This is a genomic window from Streptomyces sp. NPDC000878 (assembly GCF_053599695.1).
Window position 1 is genome coordinate 1 of the sequence record NZ_JBSFMT010000021.1, and the last position, 23804, is coordinate 23804.

At 69.0% G+C, this 23804-nt stretch carries 25 protein-coding genes; 16 read left to right on the forward strand and 9 right to left on the reverse strand.

What is annotated here, in order from left to right; genetic code table 11:
- Positions 1 to 93: 93 nt before the first annotated feature.
- From pgl to tkt, 5 genes are read right to left on the reverse strand one after another with little or no spacing between them, the layout of a single operon-like run.
- On the reverse strand, positions 94 to 834 hold the full coding sequence (gene pgl, locus ACWDR4_RS20190; RefSeq protein WP_450410452.1) for a 6-phosphogluconolactonase: 741 nt from the start codon (positions 832 to 834) through the stop codon (positions 94 to 96).
- Positions 835 to 875: 41 nt separating this feature from the next.
- Positions 876 to 1946, reverse strand: a complete 1071-nt coding sequence (gene opcA / locus ACWDR4_RS20195; RefSeq protein ID WP_450410223.1) for a glucose-6-phosphate dehydrogenase assembly protein OpcA — start codon at positions 1944 to 1946, stop codon at positions 876 to 878.
- Positions 1943 to 3466 (reverse strand): glucose-6-phosphate dehydrogenase, encoded by a 1524-nt coding sequence (gene zwf, locus ACWDR4_RS20200; protein ID WP_450410225.1) that lies wholly within the window; start codon positions 3464 to 3466, stop codon positions 1943 to 1945. The genes opcA and zwf overlap by 4 nt, the downstream gene beginning before the upstream one ends.
- A gap of 4 nt (positions 3467 to 3470) precedes the next feature.
- Positions 3471 to 4589, reverse strand: a complete 1119-nt coding sequence (gene tal, locus ACWDR4_RS20205) for a transaldolase (RefSeq protein WP_450410227.1) — start codon at positions 4587 to 4589, stop codon at positions 3471 to 3473.
- A 35-nt stretch (positions 4590 to 4624) separates the two neighbouring features.
- A complete protein-coding gene (gene tkt / locus ACWDR4_RS20210; RefSeq protein ID WP_450410229.1) occupies positions 4625 to 6712 on the reverse strand; it encodes a transketolase in 2088 nt (695 codons plus the stop codon).
- Positions 6713 to 7107: 395 nt separating this feature from the next.
- Between tkt and ACWDR4_RS20215 the strand changes: the two genes are divergently transcribed.
- The 4 genes from ACWDR4_RS20215 to ACWDR4_RS20230 all read left to right on the forward strand — a co-directional run bounded on the left by ACWDR4_RS20215 (position 7108) and on the right by ACWDR4_RS20230 (position 10471).
- The gene (locus tag ACWDR4_RS20215; RefSeq protein WP_450410454.1) at positions 7108 to 8025 is read left to right on the forward strand and encodes a heme o synthase; all 918 of its coding nucleotides are present in this window, start codon (positions 7108 to 7110) and stop codon (positions 8023 to 8025) included.
- Between the two features lie 107 nt (positions 8026 to 8132).
- Positions 8133 to 8447 (forward strand): hypothetical protein, encoded by a 315-nt coding sequence (locus ACWDR4_RS20220; RefSeq protein ID WP_450410231.1) that lies wholly within the window; start codon positions 8133 to 8135, stop codon positions 8445 to 8447.
- A gap of 120 nt (positions 8448 to 8567) precedes the next feature.
- Positions 8568 to 9674 (forward strand): amidohydrolase family protein, encoded by a 1107-nt coding sequence (locus ACWDR4_RS20225; RefSeq protein ID WP_450410233.1) that lies wholly within the window; start codon positions 8568 to 8570, stop codon positions 9672 to 9674.
- Between the two features lie 17 nt (positions 9675 to 9691).
- Positions 9692 to 10471 carry a nucleotidyltransferase gene (locus ACWDR4_RS20230; protein WP_450410235.1) on the forward strand — a complete coding sequence of 260 codons (780 nt, stop codon included), beginning with the start codon at positions 9692 to 9694 and terminating at the stop codon, positions 10469 to 10471.
- Positions 10472 to 10487: 16 nt separating this feature from the next.
- Here the strand turns inward: ACWDR4_RS20230 and ACWDR4_RS20235 are convergent, their stop codons facing one another.
- From ACWDR4_RS20235 to ACWDR4_RS20245, 3 genes are read right to left on the reverse strand one after another with little or no spacing between them, the layout of a single operon-like run.
- The gene (locus tag ACWDR4_RS20235; protein WP_450410237.1) at positions 10488 to 11504 is read right to left on the reverse strand and encodes a COX15/CtaA family protein; all 1017 of its coding nucleotides are present in this window, start codon (positions 11502 to 11504) and stop codon (positions 10488 to 10490) included.
- Between the two features lie 58 nt (positions 11505 to 11562).
- On the reverse strand, positions 11563 to 12345 hold the full coding sequence (locus ACWDR4_RS20240) for an ABC transporter permease (protein WP_450410239.1): 783 nt from the start codon (positions 12343 to 12345) through the stop codon (positions 11563 to 11565).
- The gene (locus ACWDR4_RS20245; protein WP_450410241.1) at positions 12342 to 13265 is read right to left on the reverse strand and encodes an ABC transporter ATP-binding protein; all 924 of its coding nucleotides are present in this window, start codon (positions 13263 to 13265) and stop codon (positions 12342 to 12344) included. The genes ACWDR4_RS20240 and ACWDR4_RS20245 overlap by 4 nt, the downstream gene beginning before the upstream one ends.
- A 229-nt stretch (positions 13266 to 13494) precedes the next feature.
- Here ACWDR4_RS20245 and ACWDR4_RS20250 point away from each other — a divergent pair, with 229 nt between their 5' ends.
- From ACWDR4_RS20250 to ACWDR4_RS20285, 8 genes are read left to right on the forward strand one after another with little or no spacing between them, the layout of a single operon-like run.
- On the forward strand, positions 13495 to 14271 hold the full coding sequence (locus ACWDR4_RS20250) for a helix-turn-helix transcriptional regulator (protein ID WP_450410243.1): 777 nt from the start codon (positions 13495 to 13497) through the stop codon (positions 14269 to 14271).
- Complete coding sequence (sufB, locus tag ACWDR4_RS20255; RefSeq protein ID WP_450410245.1) at positions 14268 to 15692, forward strand: Fe-S cluster assembly protein SufB; 1425 nt, start codon at positions 14268 to 14270, stop codon at positions 15690 to 15692. The genes ACWDR4_RS20250 and sufB overlap by 4 nt, the downstream gene beginning before the upstream one ends.
- A gap of 59 nt (positions 15693 to 15751) precedes the next feature.
- The gene (gene sufD / locus ACWDR4_RS20260) at positions 15752 to 16939 is read left to right on the forward strand and encodes a Fe-S cluster assembly protein SufD (RefSeq protein WP_450410247.1); all 1188 of its coding nucleotides are present in this window, start codon (positions 15752 to 15754) and stop codon (positions 16937 to 16939) included.
- Positions 16939 to 17262, forward strand: a complete 324-nt coding sequence (locus ACWDR4_RS20265) for a non-heme iron oxygenase ferredoxin subunit (protein WP_450410249.1) — start codon at positions 16939 to 16941, stop codon at positions 17260 to 17262. The genes sufD and ACWDR4_RS20265 overlap by 1 nt, the downstream gene beginning before the upstream one ends.
- Before the next feature lie 7 nt (positions 17263 to 17269).
- Positions 17270 to 18037: a Fe-S cluster assembly ATPase SufC gene (gene sufC, locus ACWDR4_RS20270; RefSeq protein WP_450410251.1), complete on the forward strand. Its 768-nt coding sequence runs from the start codon at positions 17270 to 17272 to the stop codon at positions 18035 to 18037.
- Positions 18034 to 19308: a cysteine desulfurase gene (locus ACWDR4_RS20275; protein WP_450410253.1), complete on the forward strand. Its 1275-nt coding sequence runs from the start codon at positions 18034 to 18036 to the stop codon at positions 19306 to 19308. Before sufC ends, ACWDR4_RS20275 begins: the two co-directional genes overlap by 4 nt.
- Positions 19309 to 19322: 14 nt before the next feature.
- Positions 19323 to 19790, forward strand: a complete 468-nt coding sequence (gene sufU / locus ACWDR4_RS20280; protein WP_450410255.1) for a Fe-S cluster assembly sulfur transfer protein SufU — start codon at positions 19323 to 19325, stop codon at positions 19788 to 19790.
- Positions 19787 to 20119, forward strand: coding sequence for a metal-sulfur cluster assembly factor (locus ACWDR4_RS20285; protein WP_010352445.1), 333 nt, complete (start codon positions 19787 to 19789; stop codon positions 20117 to 20119). The genes sufU and ACWDR4_RS20285 overlap by 4 nt, the downstream gene beginning before the upstream one ends.
- Before the next feature lie 79 nt (positions 20120 to 20198).
- Here ACWDR4_RS20285 and ACWDR4_RS20290 read toward each other — a convergent pair whose 3' ends face one another.
- Positions 20199 to 21071 (reverse strand): AbfB domain-containing protein, encoded by an 873-nt coding sequence (locus tag ACWDR4_RS20290; protein WP_450410258.1) that lies wholly within the window; start codon positions 21069 to 21071, stop codon positions 20199 to 20201.
- A gap of 247 nt (positions 21072 to 21318) precedes the next feature.
- On the opposite strand from ACWDR4_RS20290, the gene ACWDR4_RS20295 reads away from it, so the two are divergent.
- The 4 genes from ACWDR4_RS20295 to ACWDR4_RS20310 all read left to right on the forward strand — a co-directional run bounded on the left by ACWDR4_RS20295 (position 21319) and on the right by ACWDR4_RS20310 (position 23746).
- A complete protein-coding gene (locus tag ACWDR4_RS20295) occupies positions 21319 to 21639 on the forward strand; it encodes a DMT family transporter (protein ID WP_450410260.1) in 321 nt (106 codons plus the stop codon).
- Positions 21639 to 22178, forward strand: coding sequence for a TetR/AcrR family transcriptional regulator (locus ACWDR4_RS20300; protein WP_450410262.1), 540 nt, complete (start codon positions 21639 to 21641; stop codon positions 22176 to 22178). The genes ACWDR4_RS20295 and ACWDR4_RS20300 overlap by 1 nt, the downstream gene beginning before the upstream one ends.
- 200 nt (positions 22179 to 22378) lie before the next feature.
- A complete protein-coding gene (gene dapD / locus ACWDR4_RS20305; RefSeq protein WP_450410264.1) occupies positions 22379 to 23368 on the forward strand; it encodes a 2,3,4,5-tetrahydropyridine-2,6-dicarboxylate N-succinyltransferase in 990 nt (329 codons plus the stop codon).
- 153 nt (positions 23369 to 23521) lie between these two features.
- Positions 23522 to 23746: a hypothetical protein gene (locus tag ACWDR4_RS20310; protein WP_450410266.1), complete on the forward strand. Its 225-nt coding sequence runs from the start codon at positions 23522 to 23524 to the stop codon at positions 23744 to 23746.
- Positions 23747 to 23804: the final 58 nt, after the last annotated feature.

Below are 23804 nucleotides of genomic sequence, written 5' to 3' on the forward strand. Positions count from 1 at the left end.
CGGGGGCGGAGCCCCCCGAGGGATGGGAATGGGTAGGGGCGGCGGGGGCGAAGAAAGTTCGCCCCCGCCGCCCCTACCCGATGTCGACGTTCCTCAGGGGGACGCCGGTGGGTACAGCGTCCGTGGGAGTTGGGACGCTGCCGCCGCGTCCAGGAGCCACAGGGTGCGTTGTCTGCCGTACGCGCCTGCCGCCGGGGCCTGGATCTCGCCCGCGCCCGACAGGGCTATCGACGCCGCCCCCGCCTTGTCCTCGCCCGCCGCCAGCAGCCATACCTCCCTGGCCGCCCGGATCGCCGGGAGGGTCAGGGTGACTCGGGTCGGTGGGGGCTTCGGGGCGCCGTGGACGCCCACCACCGTGCGGTTCGTCTCCCGTACCGCCGGTAGTTCCGGGAACAGGGACGCCACGTGCGTGTCCGGGCCCACGCCCAGCATCAGGACGTCGAAGGTCGGGACCGGGCCGTGGTTCTCCGGGCCCGCCGCCTTCGCCAGTTCCGCCGCGTACGCCTCCGCCGCCGCGTCCACGTCGGAGCCGTACGGGCCGTCCGACGCGGGCATGGCGTGGACACGGGTCGGGTCCAGCGGCACCGCGTCCAGCAGTGCCGCCTTCGCCTGGGTGACGTTGCGGTCCGGGTCGCCCTCGGGCAGGAAGCGTTCGTCGCCCCACCACAGGTCGAGCCGGGTCCAGTCGATCGCGTCCCGGGCCGGTGCCGAGGCCAGGGCGGCCAGCAGGCCGTTGCCGTTGCGGCCGCCCGTCAACACCACCGACGCCGAGCCACGCGACGCCTGCGCGTCCACGATCTTCGTGATCAGGCGGGCCGCGGCGGCCTCGGCCATCAGCTCCTTGTCGCGGTGGACGACGAGCTGCGGTGCCGTACTCACTTCGTGGACACCTTCTTCACCGGTGGCATCAGAGCCGGAGTCGCCCTGTCCGAGTCCTCCGCCGTGGGCGGCTTCCTCGCCGGTTCCAGTGCCAGCGCCGACGACGGTGCCGGCGCCGCCTTCGGCGGTTCGGGGGTCGAAGAAGCGGTCAGCCGCTCCACCCCGTACCGCAGCGCCGACGCGTACGTGTCGTCCGGGTCCAGGCGGCGCAGTTCCTCCGCCATCAGCTCGGACGTCTCACGGCGCTTGAGCGCCACCGCGCGGTCCGGCTGGCCCTGGATGGAGAGGGTTGCGAGAGAGCCGTCGGCCCGGTCCAAGGTGATCGGGCCCGTGCTCGTCCGCATCCGGACCGCCGTCAGGCCGGGGCCCGAGGACAGGGAGCGCTTCACCGGGACGTCCAGCCGGTCCGCCAGCCACATCGCCAGCAGCTCGCAGCTCGGGTTGAACTCCTCGCCCTCCACCTCGACCGCGTCCACCTCGCAGATGACCTGGTCCAGGGCGGCGGCCAGCATCGAGCGCCAGGGAGTGATGCGGGTCCAGGAGAGGTCCGTGTCGCCCGGGGTGTAGGCGTCCGCGCGTGCCGCCAGTTCCCGTACCGGCTGCTCTGCCGCGTACGTGTCCGTCACCCTGCGCTGCGCCAGAGCGCCCAGCGGGTCCTTCGCCGGGTCCAGCGGGGCGTTCACCGGCCACCAGACGACCACGGGGGCGTCCGGCAGCAGCAGGGGCAGGACCACCGAGTCGGCGTGGTCGACGACCTCGCCGTACAGGCGAAGGACGACCGTCTCGCCGGAGCCCGCGTCCACGCCGACCCGGACCTCGGCGTCGAGACGGGACGTCGTACGGTCGCGGGGCGAGCGGGAGACGCGCTTGACGACGACCAGGGTGCGCGAGGGGTGCTCGCGCGAGGCGTCGTTCGCCGCCTTCAGGGCGTCGTACGCGTTCTCCTCGTCCGTGACGATGACGAGGGTCAACACCATGCCCACGGCCGGTGTGCCTATGGCCCTGCGGCCCTTCACCAGCGCCTTGTTGACCTTGCTGGCCGTGGTGTCCGTGAGGTCTATTTTCATGGGCGCCGCCAGCTCCGTCCGTCTCGTTCGAGCATTTCGTCCGCCTCGACGGGACCCCAGGTGCCCGAGGGGTACTGGGCGGGCTTGCCGTGCTTGTCCCAGTACTGCTCGATCGGGTCGAGGATCCGCCAGGACAGCTCGACCTCCTCGGTGCGCGGGAAGAGGTTCGAGTCGCCGAGGAGGACGTCCAGGATCAGGCGCTCGTACGCCTCGGGGCTGGACTCCGTGAAGGACTCGCCGTACGCGAAGTCCATCGACACGTCCCGGATCTCCATCGAGGTGCCGGGCACCTTGGAGCCGAAGCGGACGGTGATGCCCTCGTCGGGCTGGACGCGGATGACGATCGCGTTCTGGCCCAGCTCCTCCGTCGCCGTGTGGTCGAAGGGGGAGTGGGGCGCCCGCTGGAAGACCACCGCGATCTCCGTGACACGGCGGCCCAGGCGCTTGCCCGTGCGCAGGTAGAACGGGACGCCCGCCCAGCGGCGGTTGTCCACCTCCACCTTGATCGCCGCGTACGTGTCGGTCTTCGACTTGGGGTCGATACCGTCTTCCTGGAGGTAGCCGATCGCCTTCTCGCCACCCTGCCAGCCCGCCGCGTACTGCCCGCGGACCGTGTCCTTGCCCAGGTCGTGCGGGAGCTTGACCGCACCGAGGACCTTGGTCTTCTCGGCGGCCAGCGCGTCCGCGTCGAAGGAGGCGGGCTCCTCCATGGCGGTCAGCGCCATCAGCTGGAGGAGGTGGTTCTGGATGACGTCACGGGCCGCGCCGATGCCGTCGTAGTAGCCGGCCCGGCCGCCGATGCCGATGTCCTCGGCCATCGTGATCTGTACGTGGTCCACGTACGACCGGTTCCAGATCGGCTCGAACATCTGGTTGGCGAAACGGAGCGCCAGGATGTTCTGGACGGTCTCCTTGCCGAGGTAGTGGTCGATCCGGAAGACCTGGTCCGGGGCGAAGACCTCCTCGACGGTCGAGTTCAGCTCCTCGGCCGACCTGAGGTCGTGGCCGAAGGGCTTCTCGATGACCGCGCGCCGCCAGGAACCGTTGTCCTGGTCGGCCAGACCGTGCTTCTTCAGCTGCTTGATGACCACCGGGAAGGCGGACGGCGGCACGGAGAGGTAGAAGGCGAAGTTGCCGCCCGTCCCCTGTGCCTTGTCCAGCTCGTCGATCGTCGAGCGCAGCCGCTCGAAGGACTCGTCGTCGTCGAAGGTGCCCTGGACGAAGCGCATCCCCTGGATGAGCTGCTGCCAGACCTCCTCGCGGAACGGCGTACGGGCGTGCTCCTTGACGGCGTCGTGGACCTCCGCCGCGAAGTCCTCGTTCGCCCACTCGCGCCGGGCGAAGCCGACGAGGGAGAAACCTGGCGGCAGCAACCCGCGGTTGGCGAGGTCGTACACAGCAGGCATCAGCTTTTTGCGTGACAGGTCGCCAGTGACCCCGAAGATGACCAGGCCCGACGGCCCCGCGATACGCGGGAGCCGTCGGTCTGCGGGGTCACGCAGCGGGTTGCTGCTTGACAAGGTTTCAGCCCTCCGAGGGGGCGAGGCGCGCCAGTTCCGCCTCGGTCGACTTGAGCAGGTCGGTCCAGGACGCCTCGAACTTCTCGACGCCCTCGTCCTCCAGCAGCTGGACCACGTCGTCGTACGAGATCCCGAGCTTCTCGACCGCGTCGAGCTCGGCGCGGGACTGCTCGTACGTACCGGCGATGGTGTTGCCGGTGATCTGTCCGTGGTCCTCGGTGGCGAACAGGGTCGCCTCCGGCATGGTGTTCACGGTGTTCGGCGCGACCAGGTCGTCGACGTACAGGGTGTCCTTGTACGCCTTGTCCTTGACGCCGGTCGAGGCCCACAGCGGACGCTGCTTGTTGGCCTGCGCCTTGTCGAGGGCCGCCCAGCGGTCGGTCGAGAAGACCTCCTCGTACGCCTGGTAGGCGAGCCGCGCGTTGGCGAGACCGGCCTTGCCACGGGCGGCCTTGGCCGCGTCGGTGCCCAGCGCGTCGATCCGCTTGTCGATCTCGGTGTCCACACGGGACACGAAGAAGGACGCCACGGAGTGGATCTTCGACAGGTCCAGGCCGCGGTCCTTGGCCTTCTCCAGGCCGGCCACGTAGGCGTCCATGACCCCGCGGTAGCGCTCCAGCGAGAAGATCAGCGTGACGTTGACGCTGATCCCGAGGCCGATGACCTCGGTGATCGCCGGGAGACCCGCCTTGGTGGCCGGGATCTTGATCAGGGTGTTCGGGCGGTCCACCAGCCAGGCCAGCTGCTTGGCCTCGGCGACGGTCGCGGCGGTGTTGTGGGCGAGACGGGGGTCGACCTCGATCGACACCCGGCCGTCCTGGCCCTGCGTCGCGTCGAAGACCGGACGCAGGATGTCGGCGGCGTCACGGACGTCCGCCGTCGTGATCATGCGGATCGCCTCTTCGACGGTGACCTTGCGGGCGGCGAGGTCGGTGAGCTGCTGCTCGTAACCGTCACCGCTGCTGATCGCCTTCTGGAAGATCGACGGGTTGGTGGTGACGCCCACGACGTGCTGCTGGTCGATCAGTTCGGCGAGGTTGCCCGACGTGATCCGCTGGCGCGACAGGTCGTCCAGCCAGATCGCGACGCCTTCCTCGGAGAGGCGCTTCAGTGCGTCTGTCATGGAAAATGCATCTCCTACGAGTCGTTATGTCAGCGTCAGCGCTGGGCTGCGGCGATCGATTCCTTGGCTACTGCGGCGACGTTCTCGGGAGTGAAGCCGAACTCCTGGAAGAGGACCTTGCCGTCGGCCGACGCACCGAAGTGCTCCAGGGAAACGATGCGACCCGCGTCCCCGACGTACTTGTGCCACGTGAGACCGATACCGGCCTCGACCGCGACCCGCGCCTTGACGGACGGCGGCAGAACGCTGTCCCGGTACCCCTGGTCCTGCTCCTCGAACCACTCCACGGACGGCATGGACACGACCCGCGTCGGCACACCCTCCGCCTGGAGCTGCTCCCGCGCTCCGACGGCCACGTGGACCTCGGAACCGGTGGCGATGAGGACGACCTCGGGCGTGCCGCCCTCGGCCTCGAAGAGGACGTAGCCGCCCTTGGCCGTGTCCTCGTTGGCCTCGTACGTCGGCACGCCCTGGCGGGTCAGCGCGAGGCCGTGCGGGGCGCCCTTGCCGAAGACCTTCGTCCAGCGCTTGAGGATCTCGCGCCAGGCGATGGCCGTCTCGTTGGCGTCCGCCGGGCGGACCACGTTCAGACCCGGGATGGCACGCAGCGACGCGATGTGCTCGACCGGCTGGTGCGTCGGGCCGTCCTCGCCGAGGCCGATGGAGTCGTGCGTCCACACGTACGTCACCGGCACGTGCATCAGCGCGGACAGCCGTACCGCGTTGCGCATGTAGTCGGAGAAGACGAGGAAAGTACCGCCGTAGACACGGGTGTTGCCGTGCAGCGCGATGCCGTTCATCTCGGCGGCCATCGAGTGCTCACGGATACCGAAGTGGATCGTGCGGCCGTAAGGGTCCGCCTCCGGCAGCGGGTTGTCCGCCGGGAGGAACGAACTCGACGCGTCGATCGTGGTGTTGTTCGAGCCGGCCAGGTCGGCCGAGCCGCCCCACAGCTCCGGGATGACCGCACCCAGCGCCTGGAGGACCTTGCCGGACGCGGCGCGCGTGGCGACGCCCTTGCCCGCCTCGAAGACCGGGAGCTTCTCCTCCCAGCCCTTGGGCAGCTCGCCCGCGGCGATGCGGTCGAACTCGGCGGCGCGCTCCGCGTTGTTGTTGCGCCACTCCTGGAACGACTTCTCCCACTCCGCCTTGGCCTGACGGCCGCGCTCCAGCGCCTCGCGGGTGTGGTTGAGGACCGCGTCCGAGACCTCGAACGACTGCTCCGGGTCGAAGCCGAGGATGCGCTTGGTGGCCGCGACCTCGTCGTCGCCGAGCGCCGAGCCGTGCGCGGCCTCGGTGTTCTGGGCGTTCGGGGCGGGCCAGGCGATGATCGAGCGCATCGCGATGAACGACGGCTTGTCCGTCACCTTCTTCGCGGCCTGGACGGCGTTGTAGATGGCGTGCGGGTCGAGGTCGCCGTCCGGCTTCGGGGCGATCCGCTGCACATGCCAGCCGTACGCCTCGTACCGCTTGGCGACGTCCTCGGAGACGGCCGTCTCGGTGTCGCCCTCGATCGAGATGTGGTTGTCGTCCCACAGCAGGACCAGGTTGCCGAGCTTCTGGTGGCCGGCCAGCGAGGACGCCTCCGAGGAGATGCCCTCCTGGAGGCAGCCGTCACCGGCGATCGCGAAGATGAAGTGGTCGAACGGGGACTCCCCTTCGGGTGCCTCCGGGTCGAACAGACCGCGCTCGTAGCGGGCCGCCATGGCCATGCCGACGGCGTTGGCGACACCCTGGCCGAGCGGACCGGTCGTCGTCTCGACGCCCGTCGTGTGCCCGTACTCGGGGTGGCCGGGGGTCTTCGAACCCCACGTCCTGAACGCCTTCAGGTCGTCCAGCTCCAGGCCGAAACCGGCCAGGTACAGCTGGGTGTAGAGGGTCAGGGACGAGTGGCCGGCGGACAGCACGAAACGGTCGCGCCCGACCCAGTCGGCGTCCGCCGGGTCGTGCCGCATCACCTTCTGGAAGAGGGTGTACGCGGCGGGGGCCAGGCTCATCGCCGTACCGGGATGGCCGTTGCCGACCTTCTGTACGGCATCGGCGGCCAGGACGCGGGCGGTGTCGACGGCCCGTTGGTCCAACTCGGTCCACTCGAGGTCTGTGGTGGTCGGCTTGGTGCTCACCCTGGGTCAGGGCTCCTCTCCACATGTCTAATGCCGGCGTCCTCGGTGTCCACCGGCTGCCGGGGGCTGACACCCTCGGCCTTTGTCGAGCCTACCCCTGTAAGAACGTGCAGCTTTTCGAGTCATTCCAGACTGCCGGGACTGCTTCGGATCCGCCTCCCGACCACTGCCGGACTGCAATACGAAGCGGGTCGTCCGAGTGCTCAATCGAGCCATGTCACGCCCATCACAAAGCGTCCCTCAACACGACCCCACCCCCGCGAAGGACGGGGTCTGGGCAACGTCTAGAGTGGCGTGGTAAGCGCGAGCCGTTACCGGGACTTCACATCCGGGGGCTTGTTGGAATGTCTCTGTCAGGGGTGTGCGTGACGGCCGTTGAATCCCGTCCAGCGGGGATGATCGGGACGAGCCAGAGCCCGAGCCGACGGCCGTTCGGGGCCCGGGTCATGGCGTTCGTGGCACTGACGAAGCCGCGGATCATCGAGCTGTTGCTCATCACCACCGTTCCGGTGATGTTCCTCGCGGAGCAGGGTGTACCGGACCTGGGACTGGTCCTCCTCACCTGCCTCGGGGGCTATCTCTCCGCGGGCGGCGCCAACGCGCTCAACATGTACATCGACCGTGACATCGACGCGCTCATGGACCGCACGTCGCAGCGTCCGCTGGTCACCGGCATGGTCAGCCCGCGCGAGTGCCTGGCCTTCGGCATCACCCTCGCCGTCGCCGCCACCCTGCTCTTCGGCCTCACGGTCAACTGGCTGTCGGCCTGGCTGTCGCTGGGCGCCCTCCTCTTTTACGTGGTCATTTACACGATGATCCTCAAGCGGCGTACGTCGCAGAACATCGTGTGGGGCGGCATCGCGGGCTGTATGCCGGTCCTCATCGGCTGGTCCGCCGTCACGGACTCGCTCTCCTGGGCGCCGCTCATCCTCTTCCTGGTCATCTTCTTCTGGACCCCGCCGCACTACTGGCCGCTGTCCATGAAGGTGAAGGAGGACTACGCGCGCGTGGGTGTGCCGATGCTTCCGGTGATCGCCTCCAACAAGACGGTCGCCCGGCAGATCGTGGCGTACAGCTGGGCGATGGTCGCGGTCTCGCTGCTGCTCACTCCGCTCGGTTACACCGGCTGGTTCTATACGTCGGTGGCGCTCGCGGCGGGTGGGTGGTGGCTGTGGGAGGCGCATGCCTTGCAGAGTCGCGCACGGACTGAGTCGACTGGGGGCAAGCTCAAGGAGATGCGGCTGTTCCACTGGTCGATCACCTATGTGTCGCTGCTGTTCGTGGCTGTCGCGGTGGATCCCTTCCTTCGGTGATGCGCTCGTAGCCGGCTGCGGCGCCGTCGTGGCTGGTCGCGCAGTTCCCCGCGCCCCTGAAGGGGCGCTCTTGCTGGCCGGAGCTACCCGTCGGTAGCATCCTGGGCATGGCAGATACGCAGGAGCGCAGGGTGGCCAAGCTCGCCAAGCAGATCGACGGGTTCGCCAAGGAGCACGGTGGGGCCGAGGGGCAGGTGGCGTACATCGGGGAGCGTGGGGCCCGGATCGTGCTCGTCGGTGAGGACGGCGGCTGGGGCGACCTGGTGGCCCCCACGTACGAGATCGCCCAGCAGGCCGTCGAGAAGGCCGGCATCACCGTCCACGAGGACTTCGACGGTGAGTTCGCGGCCAAGGTGACGACCGGGCCGTACGAGTGGACTCGCATGGCCGGGATCCAGGTCGGCGGGCCCAGCAACTCGTGAGGCGTGGGGAGTGGCCGATCGGCGCCGCTCATTCCCACGGGGTGTGTGAGAGCAACACCTGACAGTCGGTTCACCCGTTAGGACCTTAGGAACACACGGTCCAGAACACGGGGAGCCCGGATGATCGAAACGCCGTCCCTCGTGGACCAGTACTGCCACGGCGTACTGAGAACAGAGCTGGGCCTCGGCACCTTCGAAGCCCAGCTCGCGCGTACGGAGGGTCCGCCCGCCGCCGGGACGACCTTCTTCGACACCCAGACCGGGTTCGCCGTACGCCGTTGGTGCCCCCCGCTGCTCGGGCTGGAACCGCACGCTCCCCCCGCCCGCTATCTCGCCCGGCGTCGTGAACTCGGCGTACTGGAGTCGGGGCGGCGGCTGCTGCGGGGCAGCGGAATCACGACATATCTGGTCGACGCGGGGCTCCCCGGCGACCTCACGGGGCCTGATGAGATGGCCTCCGCCGGGGCCGCCGAGGCCCATGAGATCGTCCGGCTCGAACTCCTGGCCGAACAGGTCGCCGACACCTCCGGCACCGTCGAGTCCTTCCTCGCCAACCTCGCCGAGTCGGTGCACGGCGCGGCCACGAGCGCCGTGGCGTTTACTTCCGTGGCGGGCTTACGGCACGGACTGGCGCTCGCGCCCGATCCGCCGGGGCCGGGGGAGGTGCGGGGCGCGGCGGGCCGCTGGCTGGCCGGGCGCAGGGTCGGCGGCGCGCTCAGTGACCCGGTGCTGCTGCGCCATCTGCTGTGGATCGCGGTCGCCTCCGGCCTGCCGCTGCAGCTCCACGCCGGGCTCGGCGAACCGGGTCTGCGCATCGACCGTACCGACCCGGTCCTGCTCACCGACTTCGTCCGCTCGACGGCCGGGCTCGGTACGGATCTGGTGCTGCTGCACGGATATCCGTACCACCGCCACGCGGCCCACCTCGCCGGTGTCTTCCCGCATGTGTACGCCGATCTGGGCGCAGCCATGGTCCGTACCGGTGCCCGGGCCGCCGCGATCCTCGCCGAGGTCCTCGAACTCGCCCCCTTCGGCAAGATCATCTTCTCCAGCGGCGCCCAGGGCCTGCCCGAACTCCATGTGGTGGGCGCCCGCCTCTTCCGCGAGGCTCTCGGCCGGGTGCTCGGTGGCTGGGTCGCCGAGGGGGCGTGGTCCCTGGGGGACGCGCAGCGGGTGGCGGGGCTGATCGCGGCGGGGAACGCGCGACGGGTGTACGGGCTGGGCTAGCTGTACAGACTGGGGGCATGACGACACACGGGACCCGGACGGACCGGACGGATGCCTTGACCGAAGCCTTACTGGACCGCTTCCTGGACGAGCTGAGCGCGCTCGCCCCGGTCGCCGTCTGGGCCCACGGATCGCTTGGCGGCGGCGACTACCAGGAGGGGCGCAGCGACCTCGACATGATCGCCGTTCTGGAGGGGCCGATCAGGCCGGCCACCGCCTGGCACCTGGCCAAGGCGCACGCCCGTCTCCGCACCCACCCCCTCGCCCCGCTGCTGCACTGCACCTACCTGTCCGACGCGACGACGGCCAACCCCGAGCGACGGCACCTCACCTGGGCGCACAGCCAGCTGTTCCGGCGGACCGTCTCCCCGGTGACCCGGCGCGAACTGCACACCTTCGGGCGGGTGCTGTACGGGGAGGTGCCCGGGGAACTGCTTCCGCCGGTGCCGGACCGGCAGCTGACCGACTACGTCGTGCGCGACCAGCGCGACAACTACCGACCCGCCGTGGACAAGGCCAGGCTCTGGACGCAGGACGTCTGGGTCGACCTGGGCCTGGTCACCTTCGCGCGGGCCACCGTGACGGTGAGGGAGGGCGGCCTGATCTCGAAACGGGAGGCGCTGGATCTGCTGCCGGGGCTGGGGGCACCGGTGGAGGTCGTCGAGGACGTCGTACGGCGGCGGTACGGGCAGGAGGGCGGGCCGCCGGTCGCGGACGGGTGGATCGAGCGGCGGGCAGAGCTGACGCGGGGCTACCTGGGGCCTGCGATCGACCGCCTGGTGGCCTCGTACAGCTGATGTCTTAAGGCACGTCTTACGCGCGCGTGCCGACCGTTGCCTCGGTCGCCGGGCCGGGTACGTCGGCCAGGGCGGCGGTTTCCGGGCGCTCGCGCAGGGCCAGCAGGACGCGCAGGACGGCGATCCACACCAGCGCCGAGCCGAGCATGTGCAGGCCGACCAGGACCTCGGGGAGGTTCGTGAAGTACTGGACGTACCCGAGAATGCCCTGGCTGAGCAGGATCAGGAACAGGTCCCGGGTGCGGTCCAGCGGGCTCTTGGGGGAGTCGACCGCCTTCAGGACGAACCACAGGGCGAACGTCAGTGTCACCACGACCCAGGCGAGCACCGCGTGCAGCTTGCTGACGTTCTCCCAGTTCAGCGGCATGCGTTCGATCTCGCTGGAGTCACCCGCGTGCGGGCCCGAGCCGGTCACCACCGTGCCGACCGCGATCAGCAGCACCGTGGCGGCCACCAGGAACCACACCAACTGCTGCACGGCCTTGCCGACCAGCGGGCGGGGCGCCTCGTCGCCCTCCTTCGTGCGCTGCCACATCACCGTGGCGACCGCGATCAGGGCGGAGGAGAGCAGGAAGTGGGCCGCGACCGTGTACGGGTTGAGGCCGACCAGGACGACGACGCCGCCCAGGACCGCGTTGCTCATGACGACCCAGAACTGCGCCCAGCCGAGCCGGGTCAGGCTGCGGCGGTACGGCTTCTCGGAACGGGCGGCGATGATCGCCCAGCCGACCGCGGAGCACAGGACGTACGTCAGCATGCGGTTGGTGAACTCGATGACCCCGTGGACGCCCATCGCGCTGGTCGTCGTGAGCGAGTCGTCGGTGCACTTGGGCCAGGTCGGGCAGCCGAGCCCCGATCCGGTCAGCCGTACGGCGCCGCCGGTGACCACGATGACCACCGACATGACGAGCGCGGCGAGCGCGGCGCGCCGCACGGTCCGGGGCGTCGGCGTCCAGCGGGCGGCGATGAAGGCGAGCGGGTTCCGCAGGGCGGACAGGGCCTCGGCGGGGGTCATCTTTGGCACGCGTCCCATCGTAGGCGGCTGCTTGTGCACGCTTTCACGAGGGGTCCCGGGTCGCCCGGTTCCTCGGTCACTCCCAGCGGAAGAAGCGGCCCGCCGCCGCCAGCCCCACGACCGCCCACACCCCGAGAATCCCCAGGTCGCCCCAGGGCATCCCGGCGCCGTGCTGCAACACGTCCCGCAGGCCGTCCGAGAGGGCCGAGATCGGGAGCAGGGCCAGTACGTCCTGGGCGCCGGGCGGGAACTTGTCCAGCGGGACGATCACGCCGCCGCCCACCAGGAGCAGCAGGAAGACGAGGTTCGCGGCGGCCAGGGTGGCCTCCGCCTTCAGAGTGCCCGCCATCAGCAGGCCGAGGCCCGAGAAGGCGGCCGTGCCGAGGAGGAGCAGGAGGAGTACGGCGAAGGGGTTGCCGTGCGGGGACCAGCCGAGCGCGAAGGCGATCGCCGTCAGCAGGGCGACCTGGAGTACCTCGGTGACCAGTACGGACGCTGTTTTCGCCGTCATCAGGGCCCAGCGGGGGAGCGGGGAGGAGGCGAGCCTCTTCAGGACGCCGTAACGGCGTTCGAAGCCCGTCGCGATCGCCTGGCCCGTGAACGCCGTCGACATCACGGCCAGCGCGAGGATGCCGGGGGCGAGGAAGTCGACCGCCTTGCCGGCGCCCGTGTCGACGATGTCCACCGAGCCGAAGAGGGCCAGCAGGAGGGCCGGGATGATCACCGTCAGCAGCAGCTGCTCGCCGTTGCGCAGCAGCATCTTCGTCTCCAGGGCCGCCTGCGCCCCGATCATGCGGAGGAGCGGGGCGGCGCCGGGCCGCGGGGTGTAGGTGCCTGTCGCTGTCGTGGTGGTCGTCATGAGCGCAGTTCCTTGCCCGTCAGCTCCAAAAAAACGTCTTCCAGGGTGTGCCGTTCCACCGAGATGCGGTCCGGCATCACCCCGTGCTGCGCGCACCACGACGTCACCGTCGCGAGGAGCTGCGGGTTGACCTTGCCGCCCACGCGGTAGGCGCCCGGGGTCAGCTCGGCGGCCGTGCAGTCCGCCGGGAGGGCCTTGAGCAGGGAGCCCACGTCCAGACCGGGGCGGCCCGTGAAGCGCAGGGTGTTCTCTGCGCCGCCTCGGCACAGTTGTTCGGGGCTGCCCTGGGCGATGACCTTGCCCGCGTCGATGATCGCGACGTCGTCGGCGAGCTGCTCGGCCTCGTCCATGTGGTGGGTGGTGAGGATGACCGAGACGCCGTCGGTGCGCAGGTCGCGGACCAGGTCCCAGGTGGCGCGGCGGGCCTGGGGGTCCAGGCCGGCGGTCGGTTCGTCGAGGAAGACCAGTTCCGGGCGGCCGACGACCGCCATCGCGAGCGCCAGCCGCTGCTGCTGGCCCCCGGAGAGGCGGCGGTAGGTGGTCCGGCCGCAGCTGCCGAGGCCCAGGCGTTCGACGAGGGCGTTCACGTCGAGCGGGTGGGCGTGGAGTTTCGCCACGTGGCGGAGCATTTCGTCGGCGCGGGCGCCCGAGTAGACGCCGCCGGACTGGAGCATCACGCCGACCCGTGGGCGGAGGGCGGCGGCTTCCCGTACCGGGTCGAGGCCCAGCACACGTACCGTCCCGGAGTCCGGTCTGCGGTATCCCTCGCAGGTCTCGACGGTGGTCGTCTTGCCCGCGCCGTTCGGACCGAGTACGGCGGTGATGCCCGCCAGGGCCACCAGGTCGAGGCCGTCCACCGCGGTCTTCGTGCCGTACCGCTTCACCAGGGCCTGGACCTGGACCACGGGCTCGCTTCGCATGGGTCCAGAGTCTAGGTACGGGAGGGGCCGTCCAGGTGCGCGGGGGCCTGATCCGGACGCGACGGCAGGTGCCCTCCCGACCTGCTCCCGTGCTGCTCGGAGCCGGTCCGGTGATCGATCAAAGATCGTTTTCGCAGGTCAGGTTAGGTGAGCCTAAGTGATGCAGGGCACCGTCGGGACGGGTGGACGCGGCTTGCCGCGCTCTGAGGAATTACGCAACAATGGTGTTGTGAAATACGTCGGCGAGGATCGGGAGGCTCCCATGGGTGCCCCTCAGGAGGAACTCGCGACCGGTGAGCGCTCGACGCGCAACCGGGTCGCGCGGTCCATCCTGGACCACGGTCCGTCGACCGTCGCCGAGCTTGCCGGGCGACTGGGCCTGACCCATGCGGCCGTACGCCGTCACCTTGACGCGCTGGTCGCCGACGACGTCGTACAACCGCGGGAACAGCGGGTCTACGGGGCACGTACCCGTGGCCGGCCCGCCAAGGCCTTCGCGCTCACGGACTGCGGACGCGACGCCTTCGACCAGTCGTACGACAAGCTCGCCGTGGACGCGCTGCGCTGGATCGCGGCGCGCGAGGGCGGCGACGAGGCGGTGCTCGCCTTCGCGCGTGCCCGGCTCGCCGAGCAGGCCGAGGGCTACCGCGAGGCGATCGAGGCCGCCGGCCCCGAGAAGCGCGCCGAAGCCCTGGCCAAGGCCCTGAGCACGGACGGGTACGCTGCTACGGCGCGCAGCGCACCGGTCGGAGAGCAGCTCTGCCAGCACCACTGCCCGGTGGTCCATGTCGCGGAAAAGTTCCCGCAGCTCTGCGAGGCGGAGACCGAGATCTTCTCCCAGCTGCTCGGCACGCATGTCCAGCGGCTCGCGACCATCGCCCACGGCGACGGTGTGTGCACGACGTTCATCCCCAAGGCCTCACCCGCCTCGGCACCACCTGCTCCACAGTTGTCCACCACCACCCATAAAGCATCTGCACGTACCGCCGGGAGGAACCCAGCATGACGCTCCCCATCGAGGAGACTGCCCACCCCGAGCTGGAGGGTCTGGGCACGTACGAATACGGCTGGGCCGACTCCGACGTGGCCGGTTCCTCCGCCAAGCGCGGCATCAACGAGGACGTCGTCCGCGACATCTCCTCGAAGAAGTCCGAGCCCGAGTGGATGACCAAGCTCCGCCTCAAGGGCCTGCGCCTCTTCGAGAAGAAGCCCATGCCGAACTGGGGCTCCGACCTCTCCGGCATCGACTTCGACAACATCAAGTACTTCGTGCGCTCCACGGAGAAGCAGGCGGAGTCCTGGGAGGACCTGCCCGAGGACATCAAGAACACGTACGACAAGCTCGGTATCCCGGAGGCGGAGAAGCAGCGCCTCGTCGCCGGTGTCGCCGCGCAGTACGAGTCGGAGGTCGTCTACCACCAGATCCGTGAGGACCTGGAGGAGCAGGGCGTCATCTTCCTCGACACCGACACCGCGCTGAAGCAGCACCCGGAACTCTTCAAGGAGTACTTCGGGACCGTCATCCCGGTCGGCGACAACAAGTTCGCGTCGCTGAACAGCGCCGTGTGGTCGGGCGGCTCGTTCATCTACGTGCCCAAGGGCGTGCAGGTCGAGATCCCGCTCCAGGCCTACTTCCGTATCAACACGGAGAACATGGGCCAGTTCGAGCGGACCCTGATCATCGTCGACGAGGGTGCCTACGTGCACTACGTCGAGGGCTGTACGGCGCCGATCTACAAGTCGGACTCCCTGCACTCCGCGGTCGTCGAGATCATCGTCAAGAAGAACGCCCGCTGCCGTTACACGACCATCCAGAACTGGTCGAACAACGTCTACAACCTGGTCACCAAGCGCGCCGTGGCGTACGAGGGCGCGACCATGGAGTGGATCGACGGCAACATCGGCTCCAAGGTGACGATGAAGTACCCGGCCGTCTACCTGATGGGCGAGCACGCCAAGGGCGAGACCCTCTCCATCGCCTTCGCGGGCGAGGGCCAGCACCAGGACGCCGGCTCCAAGATGGTCCACATGGCGCCGAACACCTCCTCGAACATCGTGTCGAAGTCCGTGGCACGCGGTGGCGGTCGTACGTCCTACCGCGGTCTCGTCGAGATCGGCGAGGGCGCCCACGGCTCCAAGTCCAACGTGCTGTGCGACGCGCTGCTGGTGGACACCATCTCCCGCTCCGACACGTACCCGTACGTCGACGTCCGCGAGGACGACGTGTCCATGGGCCACGAGGCGACCGTCTCCAAGGTCTCCGACGACCAGCTCTTCTACCTGATGAGCCGCGGTCTGTCCGAGTTCGAGGCGATGGCGATGATCGTGCGCGGCTTCGTCGAGCCGATCGCCAAGGAACTGCCCATGGAGTACGCGCTGGAACTCAACCGGCTGATCGAGCTCCAGATGGAGGGCTCGGTCGGCTGACGGGCCGACTGTCCTCCCCATCAAGCCACTTACGCAGGAAAGAGAGCAGACCGACAGCCATGGCTGAGGCTCAGAACATCCCGGTGGGATCCACCACCGCCGGCTCGATCGCGGTGGCCGCTGCCGCCGAGTCGACCGTAGCGACGCGCATGAGCGCGCCGCCGTCCTTCGACGTGGCGGACTTCCCCGTCCCCCACGGCCGCGAGGAGGAGTGGCGGTTCACCCCGCTGGAGCGGCTGCGCGGGCTGCACGACGGCACCGCGGTCGCCACCGGCACCGGCGTGAAGGTGGACGTCCAGGCACCCGCGGGCGTCACCGTCGAGGCCGTCGGCCGTGACGACGTACGCCTCGGCCGGGCCGGCACCCCCGTGGACCGCGTCGCCGCGCAGGCGTACTCCGCCTTCGAGGTGGCCGGTGTGATCACCGTCCCCAAGGAGACGGTCCTCACCGAGCCGATCCGGGTCGCCGTGCACGGCGAGGGCGGGGTGGCCTACGGCCACCAGGTCATCGAGCTGGGCGCCTTCGCCGAAGCCGTCGTGATCATCGACCACACCGGTGACGCCGTGCTCGCCGCCAACGTCGAGTACGTCCTGGGGGACGGTGCCAAGCTCACCGTCGTCTCCGTCCAGGACTGGGACGACCAGGCCGTGCACGTCGCCCAGCACAACGCGCTGATCGGCCGCGACGCCACCTTCAAGTCCTTCGTGGTCACCTTCGGCGGCGACCTCGTACGCCTCCACCCGCGCGTCACCTACGCCGGTCCCGGTGGCGAGGCCGAGCTGTTCGGCCTGTACTTCACGGACGCCGGCCAGCACCAGGAGCACCGCCTCCTCGTTGACCACAACACCCCGCACTGCAAGTCGAACGCCGTCTACAAGGGCGCGCTCCAGGGCGAGGGCGCCCACGCCGTGTGGATCGGTGACGTGCTCATCGAGGCCAAGGCCGAGGGCACCGACACCTACGAGATGAACCGCAACCTGGTCCTCACGGACGGGGCCCGCGTGGACTCCGTACCGAATCTGGAGATCGAGACCGGTGAGATCGTCGGCGCCGGGCACGCCAGCGCGACCGGGCGGTTCGACGACGAGCAGCTGTTCTATCTGATGGCCCGCGGCATCCCGGCCGACGAGGCCCGCCGACTGGTCGTGCGCGGCTTCTTCGCCGAGCTGGTCCAGCAGATCGGCGTCGACGACATCGAGCAGCGCCTTCTCACGAAGATCGACGAGGAGCTGGAGGCGTCGGTCTGATGTCGACCACCTTTGTGCGGGCCTGCGGGCTGAGCGAGCTGGACGAGGACACCCCGAAGCGGGTGGAACTCGACGGCACGCCGGTCTCGGTCGTCCGTACCGAGGGTGAGGTGTTCGCGATCCACGACATCTGCTCGCACGCGAACGTCTCGCTCTCCGAGGGCGAGGTGGAGGACTGTCAGATCGAGTGCTGGCTGCACGGCTCCAGCTTCGACCTCCGCACCGGCAAGCCGTCCGGCCTTCCCGCGACGCGCCCCGTCCCCGTATACCCCGTAAAGATCGAAGGGGACGACGTGCTCGTCTCCCTCAACCAGGAGTCCTGAGGAACCCATGGCAACGCTTGAAATCCACGACCTGCACGTCACCGTCGAGGCCGACAACGCCACGAAGGAGATCCTCAAGGGCGTCGACCTCACCGTGAAGCAGGGCGAGACCCACGCCATCATGGGCCCGAACGGCTCCGGCAAGTCGACCCTCGCCTACTCGCTCGCCGGTCACCCGAAGTACACGATCACCGGCGGCACCGTCACCCTCGACGGCGAGGACGTCCTGGAGATGTCCGTCGACGAGCGCGCCCGCGCGGGCCTGTTCCTGGCGATGCAGTACCCGGTCGAGATCCCCGGTGTCTCCGTCTCCAACTTCCTTCGTACGTCCGCCACCGCCATCCGCGGTGAGGCGCCGAAGCTCCGCACCTGGGTGAAGGAGGTCAAGGAGACCATGCAGCGCCTCCACATGGACCCCGCCTTCGCCGAGCGCAACGTCAACGAGGGCTTCTCCGGCGGCGAGAAGAAGCGCCACGAGATCCTCCAGCTGGAGCTGCTCAAGCCGAAGATCGCGATCCTCGACGAGACGGACTCCGGTCTGGACGTCGACGCCCTGCGGATCGTGTCGGAGGGCGTCAACCGAGTCCGCGAGACGGGCGAGGTCGGCACCCTGCTGATCACCCACTACACGCGCATCCTGCGCTACATCAAGCCCGACTTCGTCCACGTCTTCTCCGACGGCCGGATCGCCGAGTCCGGCGGCGCCGAACTCGCCGACAAGCTGGAGAACGAGGGCTACGAGGCTTACACCACGAAGGGTGGCGTATCCGCGTGACACAGCTGCCGGGCCTCCTCACGGATACATCTCAACTACTCGACGAGGCGATCCGTAAGGACTTCCCGATCCTCGACCGGGTGGTCCACGACGGCAAGAAGCTCGTGTACCTGGACAACGCGGCGACCTCCCAGACGCCCCGCCAGGTGATCGACACCCTCTCCGAGTACTACGAGCAGCACAACGCCAATGTGCACCGTGGCATCCATGTGCTCGCCGAGGAGGCCACGGCGCTGTACGAGGGCGCGCGGGACAAGGTCGCCGCGTTCATCAACGCGCCCAGCCGCGACGAGGTGATCTTCACCAAGAACGCCTCCGAATCGCTCAACCTCGTGGCCAACATGCTCGGCTGGGCCGACGAGCCCTACCGGGTCGACCACGAGACCGAGATCGTCATCACGGAGATGGAGCACCACTCCAACATCGTGCCGTGGCAGCTGCTCGCGCAGCGCACGGGCGCGAAGCTGAAGTGGTTCGGCCTCACGGACGACGGCCGGCTCGACCTCTCGAACATAGACGAGGTCATCACGGAGAAGACGAAGATCGTCTCCTTCGTCCTGGTGTCCAACATCCTGGGTACGGTCAACCCGGTCGAGAAGATCGTGCGCCGCGCGCAGGAGGTCGGGGCCCTGGTCCTGATCGACGCCTCGCAGGCCGCCCCGCACATGCCGCTGGACGTACAGGCCCTCCAGGCCGACTTCGTGGCCTTCACCGGCCACAAGATGTGCGGTCCGACGGGCATCGGGGTGCTGTGGGGCCGCCAGGAGCTGCTGGAGGACCTCCCGCCGTTCCTGGGCGGTGGCGAGATGATCGAGACCGTGTCGATGCACTCGTCGACCTACGCTCCCGCCCCGCACAAGTTCGAGGCGGGCACCCCGCCGATCGCGCAGGCGGTCGGCCTGGGAGCGGCGATTGACTACCTCTCGGCGATCGGCATGGACAAGATCCTCGCCCATGAGCACGCGCTCACCGAGTACGCGGTGAAGCGGCTCGGCGAGGTCCCCGACCTGCGGATCATCGGCCCGACCACGGCCGAGGACCGGGGCGCGGCGATCTCCTTCACGCTCGGTGACATCCACCCGCACGACGTGGGCCAGGTCCTCGACGAGCAGGGCATCGCCGTCCGGGTCGGCCACCACTGCGCCCGCCCGGTCTGCCTGCGCTACGGAATTCCCGCGACCACGCGAGCGTCGTTCTATCTGTACTCCACGCCGGCCGAGATCGATGCTTTGATCGACGGCTTGGAGCACGTACGGAACTTCTTCGGCTGAGGAGCGGCTGAGACGTGAAGCTGGATTCGATGTACCAGGAAGTCATCCTGGACCACTACAAGCACCCGCACGGCCGGGGCTTGCGGGACGGCGATGCCGAGGTGCACCACGTCAACCCGACGTGCGGCGACGAGATCACCCTGCGCGTGAAGTACGACGGCACGACGATCAGCGATGTCTCGTACGAGGGCCAGGGCTGCTCGATCAGCCAGGCCTCGGCCTCCGTACTGAACGAGCTGCTGGTCGGCAAGGAACTGTCCGAGGCGCAGAAGATCCAGGAGACCTTCCTGGAGCTGATGCAGTCCAAGGGCCGGATCGAGCCCGACGACGCGATGGAGGAGGTGCTGGAGGACGCGGTCGCGTTCGCCGGTGTCTCCAAGTACCCGGCCCGGGTGAAGTGCGCGCTGCTCAGCTGGATGGCGTGGAAGGACGCGACGGCCCAGGCCCTGGGCGCGGACGCCGCCGAAAGGAAGACGGCATGAGCGAGACCATTGAGATGAAGCCGGCCTCGGAGGACGAGGTCCGCGAGGCGCTGTACGACGTAGTCGACCCCGAACTGGGTATCGACGTCGTCAATCTCGGCCTGATCTACGGCATCCACATCGACGACGCGAACATCGCGACGATCGACATGACCCTGACGTCTGCGGCCTGCCCGCTCACGGACGTCATCGAGGACCAGGCCAAGTCCGCCACGGACGGCCTCGTCAACGAACTGCGCATCAACTGGGTGTGGATGCCGCCGTGGGGCCCGGACAAGATCACGGACGACGGACGGGACCAGCTTCGGGCGTTGGGGTTCAACGTCTGAGAGCCCTCGCCCGCGGGCCGGCATGTTGTACACGGAAGCGGCGGCACCCTGACCGGGTGCCGCCGCTCTCGTATGCGTATCAGGCCAGTGGGGCCACCAGGCGGAAGAGGAAGTCCTTCCGGTTGGTCGTGTTGTAGCCGTACGGGTCCAGGCGCAGCTGGAAGTTCTTGTGGCGCAGCGCGTAGTTGGGGTAGTTCACCGACGTGAGCATCGCCTCGCCGGTGTAGCCCGAGTACCCGCCGCAGAAGGTGGCGTCCTGCTTGAACAGCGAGGAGCCGTCGTTGCGTTCGGCGCGCAGGATGAACTCGCGGTGGCGCAGGTACTTGCCGTCGTTCGTCCTGAACGAGTAGCAGGAGCTGTTGGACAGCCCCTTGACCACGTCGAAGGTGCTGTCCTCGCGGGACTCCGAGCCACGGACCTGGTCGAGCTTCACCAGGCCGTTTGACACGTGCCAGTACCGGCCGGGGTAGTTGACCGACTCGACGGACCTTGAGGTGGAGGCCGGTTTCGCTGGAGCGGCCGAGGACTTGCTGGGGGACGGGGAAGCGGCGGGCTTCCCCGGGGTCTCCGAGACGGCCGCGGAGGCGGAGCCCTTGGCGTCCGGGGCGGGGACGGCGGCGGCGGGGGCCGTGGCGGCCGGTGCGGGCGGCTGCTCCGACGACAGGCCGCTCTTTCCGCTCGGCGGTGCGGCTCCGGTCGGCGACGGGGAGGCGTAGGTGAGGAGGCCGGGGTATGTGGAGCCCGGCGACGGCACGGGGGCCTTTGCCACGGGCGCCGGCTGCTCGGTCTGCCGCTCCGTGACGATGATCGCGGTCACACAGGCGGCCACGACCGACAGGGCCAGGGTGCCCGCCATCCAGAGCCGCCGCGTCCCGGGCACACGTGAGGTGTCCGGGGCCCAGCCGTTCTCCCACGGTTGAGTTGGGATGAGCCGGGGCTTTTCTTCTGTCATGCGCTGTTCCTCCGGCGTCGCCTGTGGCGAACGTGTGAACGAGTAGTTGAAACAGTAATGGACGCGAGGCTAGGCGACGGTCCATTGCTGTGAGAAGGGTTGTTTCCTCAATGAGACCGGGGGGTGGGGGAGTTGGCGGTCGGTGTGGGGTGGGGTGGGTGGGTTGGGGGTGGGATGGGGCTGGTGTGAGGTTGGGTTTGGGCGGTGCTGTGTACGGGCGTACATATCGATGCGTACACTCGTACACATGGGATATCTGCTGCTGGTCGGAGCCATCGCCGCCGAGGTGGGCGCCACGACCGCCATGAAGTACAGCGACGGGTTCAGCAGGCTGTGGCCGTCCGTGCTGACCGGTCTGGGTTACGCCGTCGCGTTCGTGCTGCTCGCGCAGACGCTGAAGACCGTGTCGGTGGGGACGGCTTACGCGATCTGGTCCGGGATAGGGACCGCTGCCGTCGCGACGATCGGCGCGGTGTTCCTGGGGGAGGGGATGGGCGTGGCGAAGGTCGCCGGGATCGTGCTCATCATCTGCGGGGTCGTCGTGCTGAACATGGGCGGTGCGCACTGATGGGGCGGCGGTACGACCCCGAGCGGCGCCAGCGGATCATCGACGCGGCGATCCGGGTGGTGGGGGAGAAGGGGATCGCGGGGCTCAGCCATCGGTCGGTCGCGGCGGAGGCGGATGTGCCGCTGGGGTCCACCACGTATCACTTCAGCACCCTCGATGAACTTCTCGTTGCCGCGCTTCGGCAGGCCAACGAGGGGTTCGCGAAAGTGGTGGCCGCGCGGGGTGGGCTGCGGGACGGGAAGGGGGATCTGGCGGGGGAGCTTGCCGGGTTGTTGGGGGAGTGGCTCGGTGGGGATCGGGCGGGGGTGGAGCTGGAGTGCGAGTTGTATTTGGCGGCGGTTCGGCGGCCGGCGTTGCGGCCTGTTGCGGCGGAGTGGGCGGAGGGGGTGGGGGAGTTGTTGGTGGGGCGGACTGATGCGGTTACTGCGCGGGCGTTGGTGGCGGTGATGGACGGGATGTGTCTGCAGGTGCTGGTTACGGGGTGTGAGTATGAGGAGGGGTTTGCTCGGGAGGTGTTCGGGAGGGTGTTGCGGGGGTGAGGTGGGGCGTTTTTTCGCCCCCGCCGCCCTTACCCGTTCCCATCCCCTGGGGGCTGCGCCCCCAGACCCCCCTTTCGCGCTGAACGCGCTCGTCCTCAAACGCCGGACGGGCTGGCATACCCAGCCCGCTGGTGACCGGTCCTTGAGACCCGGTCCGTACCGGTTCGCCCGGGCGGGGCACCTCAAGTTAGGTTTTCTCTATGACCGATACGACTGCTTCTCGTACCACCGGCGCCGTGGCCGCCGGGCTTGCCACCGTCGGTGCTGACGGCACTGTTCTCGACACCTGGTTCCCCGCCCCCGTGCTGTCCGCCGAGCCCGGTCCCGCCGGTACCGAGCGGCTGTCCGTCGAGCGGGCCGTCGAGGCGCTCGGCGAGGGTGCGGCCAAAGCGGTCGGCCCGGACGCTCGTCGTGGCGTCGAGGTCGTCGCGGTTCGTACGGTCATCGCCTCCCTTGACGACAAGCCGCTCGACGCGCACGACGTCTATCTGCGGCTGCACCTGCTCTCGCACCGGCTCGTCCAGCCGCACGGGCAGAGCCTGGACGGTATGTTCGCCCACCTCGCCAACGTCGCCTGGACCTCGCTCGGCCCGGTCGCCGTGGACGACATCGAGAAGGTGCGGCTCAACGCCCGCGCCGAGGGTCTGCACCTCCAGGTGACGTCCGTCGACAAGTTCCCCCGGATGACCGACTACGTGGCCCCCAAGGGCGTCCGTATCGCCGACGCCGACCGGGTGCGCCTCGGCGCGCACCTCGCCGAGGGCACGACCGTCATGCACGAGGGCTTCGTCAACTTCAACGCCGGCACGCTCGGTACGTCGATGGTCGAAGGCCGTATCTCCGCCGGTGTCGTGGTCGGCGACGGGTCCGACATCGGCGGTGGCGCCTCGACGATGGGCACGCTGTCCGGTGGCGGCCAGGTCCGTATCACCATCGGCGAGCGCTGCCTGGTCGGTGCCGAGGCCGGCGTGGGGATCGCGCTCGGCGACGAGTGCGTGGTCGAGGCCGGGCTGTACGTCACCGCCGGCACCCTCGTCACCATGCCCGACGGACAGATCGTCAAGGCCCGCGAACTCTCCGGCGCCTCCAACATCCTCTTCCGCCGCAACTCCGTCACCGGCCGGGTCGAGGCCCGCCCGAACAACGCGGTCTGGGGCGGTCTGAACGAGGTTCTCCACAGCCACAACTGAGGTAGCCGTATCCGTACCCGTACGGGTACGCGCGGCAACGTCCCAAGATCACGTACGGGTTACTCCGCGTGACCTCGTCCGGCTTCAGGCAGATGAACGGGTGGACACAGTGTCCGACGATCAGATGTCGAAGCAGGACGAGGGGCGGAGCTCATGACGAACGAGCGGGCGAGGATCGCTGCGCGCTGGCTGACGGGGGCGGCCACCGCGGCCGTGGTCTGCGGGCTCCCCGCAGGGACGGCGTACGCGGACGAGTACAACACGAACTCGCACAACGGTCCCAAGATCGGGCTCGTCAACGTCGGTCAGATCGACGACCCGATGGAGGACGTGCTGGAGCACTTCCTGCTGTTGGGTGACGGGTATCGCTGGGATTGATCCATGGCTTTGGGGAGGGGCGAGGTCCGTTTCGGACCTCGCCCCTCCCCCTTCGCCG

Excerpts from the sequence above, each read along its gene's own strand:
- pgl (WP_450410452.1), bottom strand. The coding sequence starts at position 834 with ATGGCCGAGGCCGCCGCGGCCCGCCTGATCACGAAGATCGTGGACGCG.
- opcA (WP_450410223.1), bottom strand. The coding sequence starts at position 1,946 with ATGAAAATAGACCTCACGGACACCACGGCCAGCAAGGTCAACAAGGCG.
- tal (WP_450410227.1), bottom strand. The coding sequence starts at position 4,589 with ATGACAGACGCACTGAAGCGCCTCTCCGAGGAAGGCGTCGCGATCTGG.
- ACWDR4_RS20215 (WP_450410454.1), top strand. The coding sequence starts at position 7,108 with ATGATCGGGACGAGCCAGAGCCCGAGCCGACGGCCGTTCGGGGCCCGG.
- ACWDR4_RS20220 (WP_450410231.1), top strand. The coding sequence starts at position 8,133 with ATGGCAGATACGCAGGAGCGCAGGGTGGCCAAGCTCGCCAAGCAGATC.
- ACWDR4_RS20225 (WP_450410233.1), top strand. The coding sequence starts at position 8,568 with ATGATCGAAACGCCGTCCCTCGTGGACCAGTACTGCCACGGCGTACTG.
- ACWDR4_RS20230 (WP_450410235.1), top strand. The coding sequence starts at position 9,692 with ATGACGACACACGGGACCCGGACGGACCGGACGGATGCCTTGACCGAA.
- ACWDR4_RS20235 (WP_450410237.1), bottom strand. The coding sequence starts at position 11,504 with ATGGGACGCGTGCCAAAGATGACCCCCGCCGAGGCCCTGTCCGCCCTG.
- ACWDR4_RS20240 (WP_450410239.1), bottom strand. The coding sequence starts at position 12,345 with ATGACGACCACCACGACAGCGACAGGCACCTACACCCCGCGGCCCGGC.
- ACWDR4_RS20245 (WP_450410241.1), bottom strand. The coding sequence starts at position 13,265 with ATGCGAAGCGAGCCCGTGGTCCAGGTCCAGGCCCTGGTGAAGCGGTAC.
- sufB (WP_450410245.1), top strand. The coding sequence starts at position 14,268 with ATGACGCTCCCCATCGAGGAGACTGCCCACCCCGAGCTGGAGGGTCTG.
- sufD (WP_450410247.1), top strand. The coding sequence starts at position 15,752 with ATGGCTGAGGCTCAGAACATCCCGGTGGGATCCACCACCGCCGGCTCG.
- ACWDR4_RS20265 (WP_450410249.1), top strand. The coding sequence starts at position 16,939 with ATGTCGACCACCTTTGTGCGGGCCTGCGGGCTGAGCGAGCTGGACGAG.
- sufC (WP_450410251.1), top strand. The coding sequence starts at position 17,270 with ATGGCAACGCTTGAAATCCACGACCTGCACGTCACCGTCGAGGCCGAC.
- ACWDR4_RS20285 (WP_010352445.1), top strand. The coding sequence starts at position 19,787 with ATGAGCGAGACCATTGAGATGAAGCCGGCCTCGGAGGACGAGGTCCGC.
- ACWDR4_RS20290 (WP_450410258.1), bottom strand. The coding sequence starts at position 21,071 with ATGACAGAAGAAAAGCCCCGGCTCATCCCAACTCAACCGTGGGAGAAC.
- ACWDR4_RS20295 (WP_450410260.1), top strand. The coding sequence starts at position 21,319 with ATGGGATATCTGCTGCTGGTCGGAGCCATCGCCGCCGAGGTGGGCGCC.
- ACWDR4_RS20300 (WP_450410262.1), top strand. The coding sequence starts at position 21,639 with ATGGGGCGGCGGTACGACCCCGAGCGGCGCCAGCGGATCATCGACGCG.
- dapD (WP_450410264.1), top strand. The coding sequence starts at position 22,379 with ATGACCGATACGACTGCTTCTCGTACCACCGGCGCCGTGGCCGCCGGG.
- ACWDR4_RS20310 (WP_450410266.1), top strand. The coding sequence starts at position 23,522 with ATGACGAACGAGCGGGCGAGGATCGCTGCGCGCTGGCTGACGGGGGCG.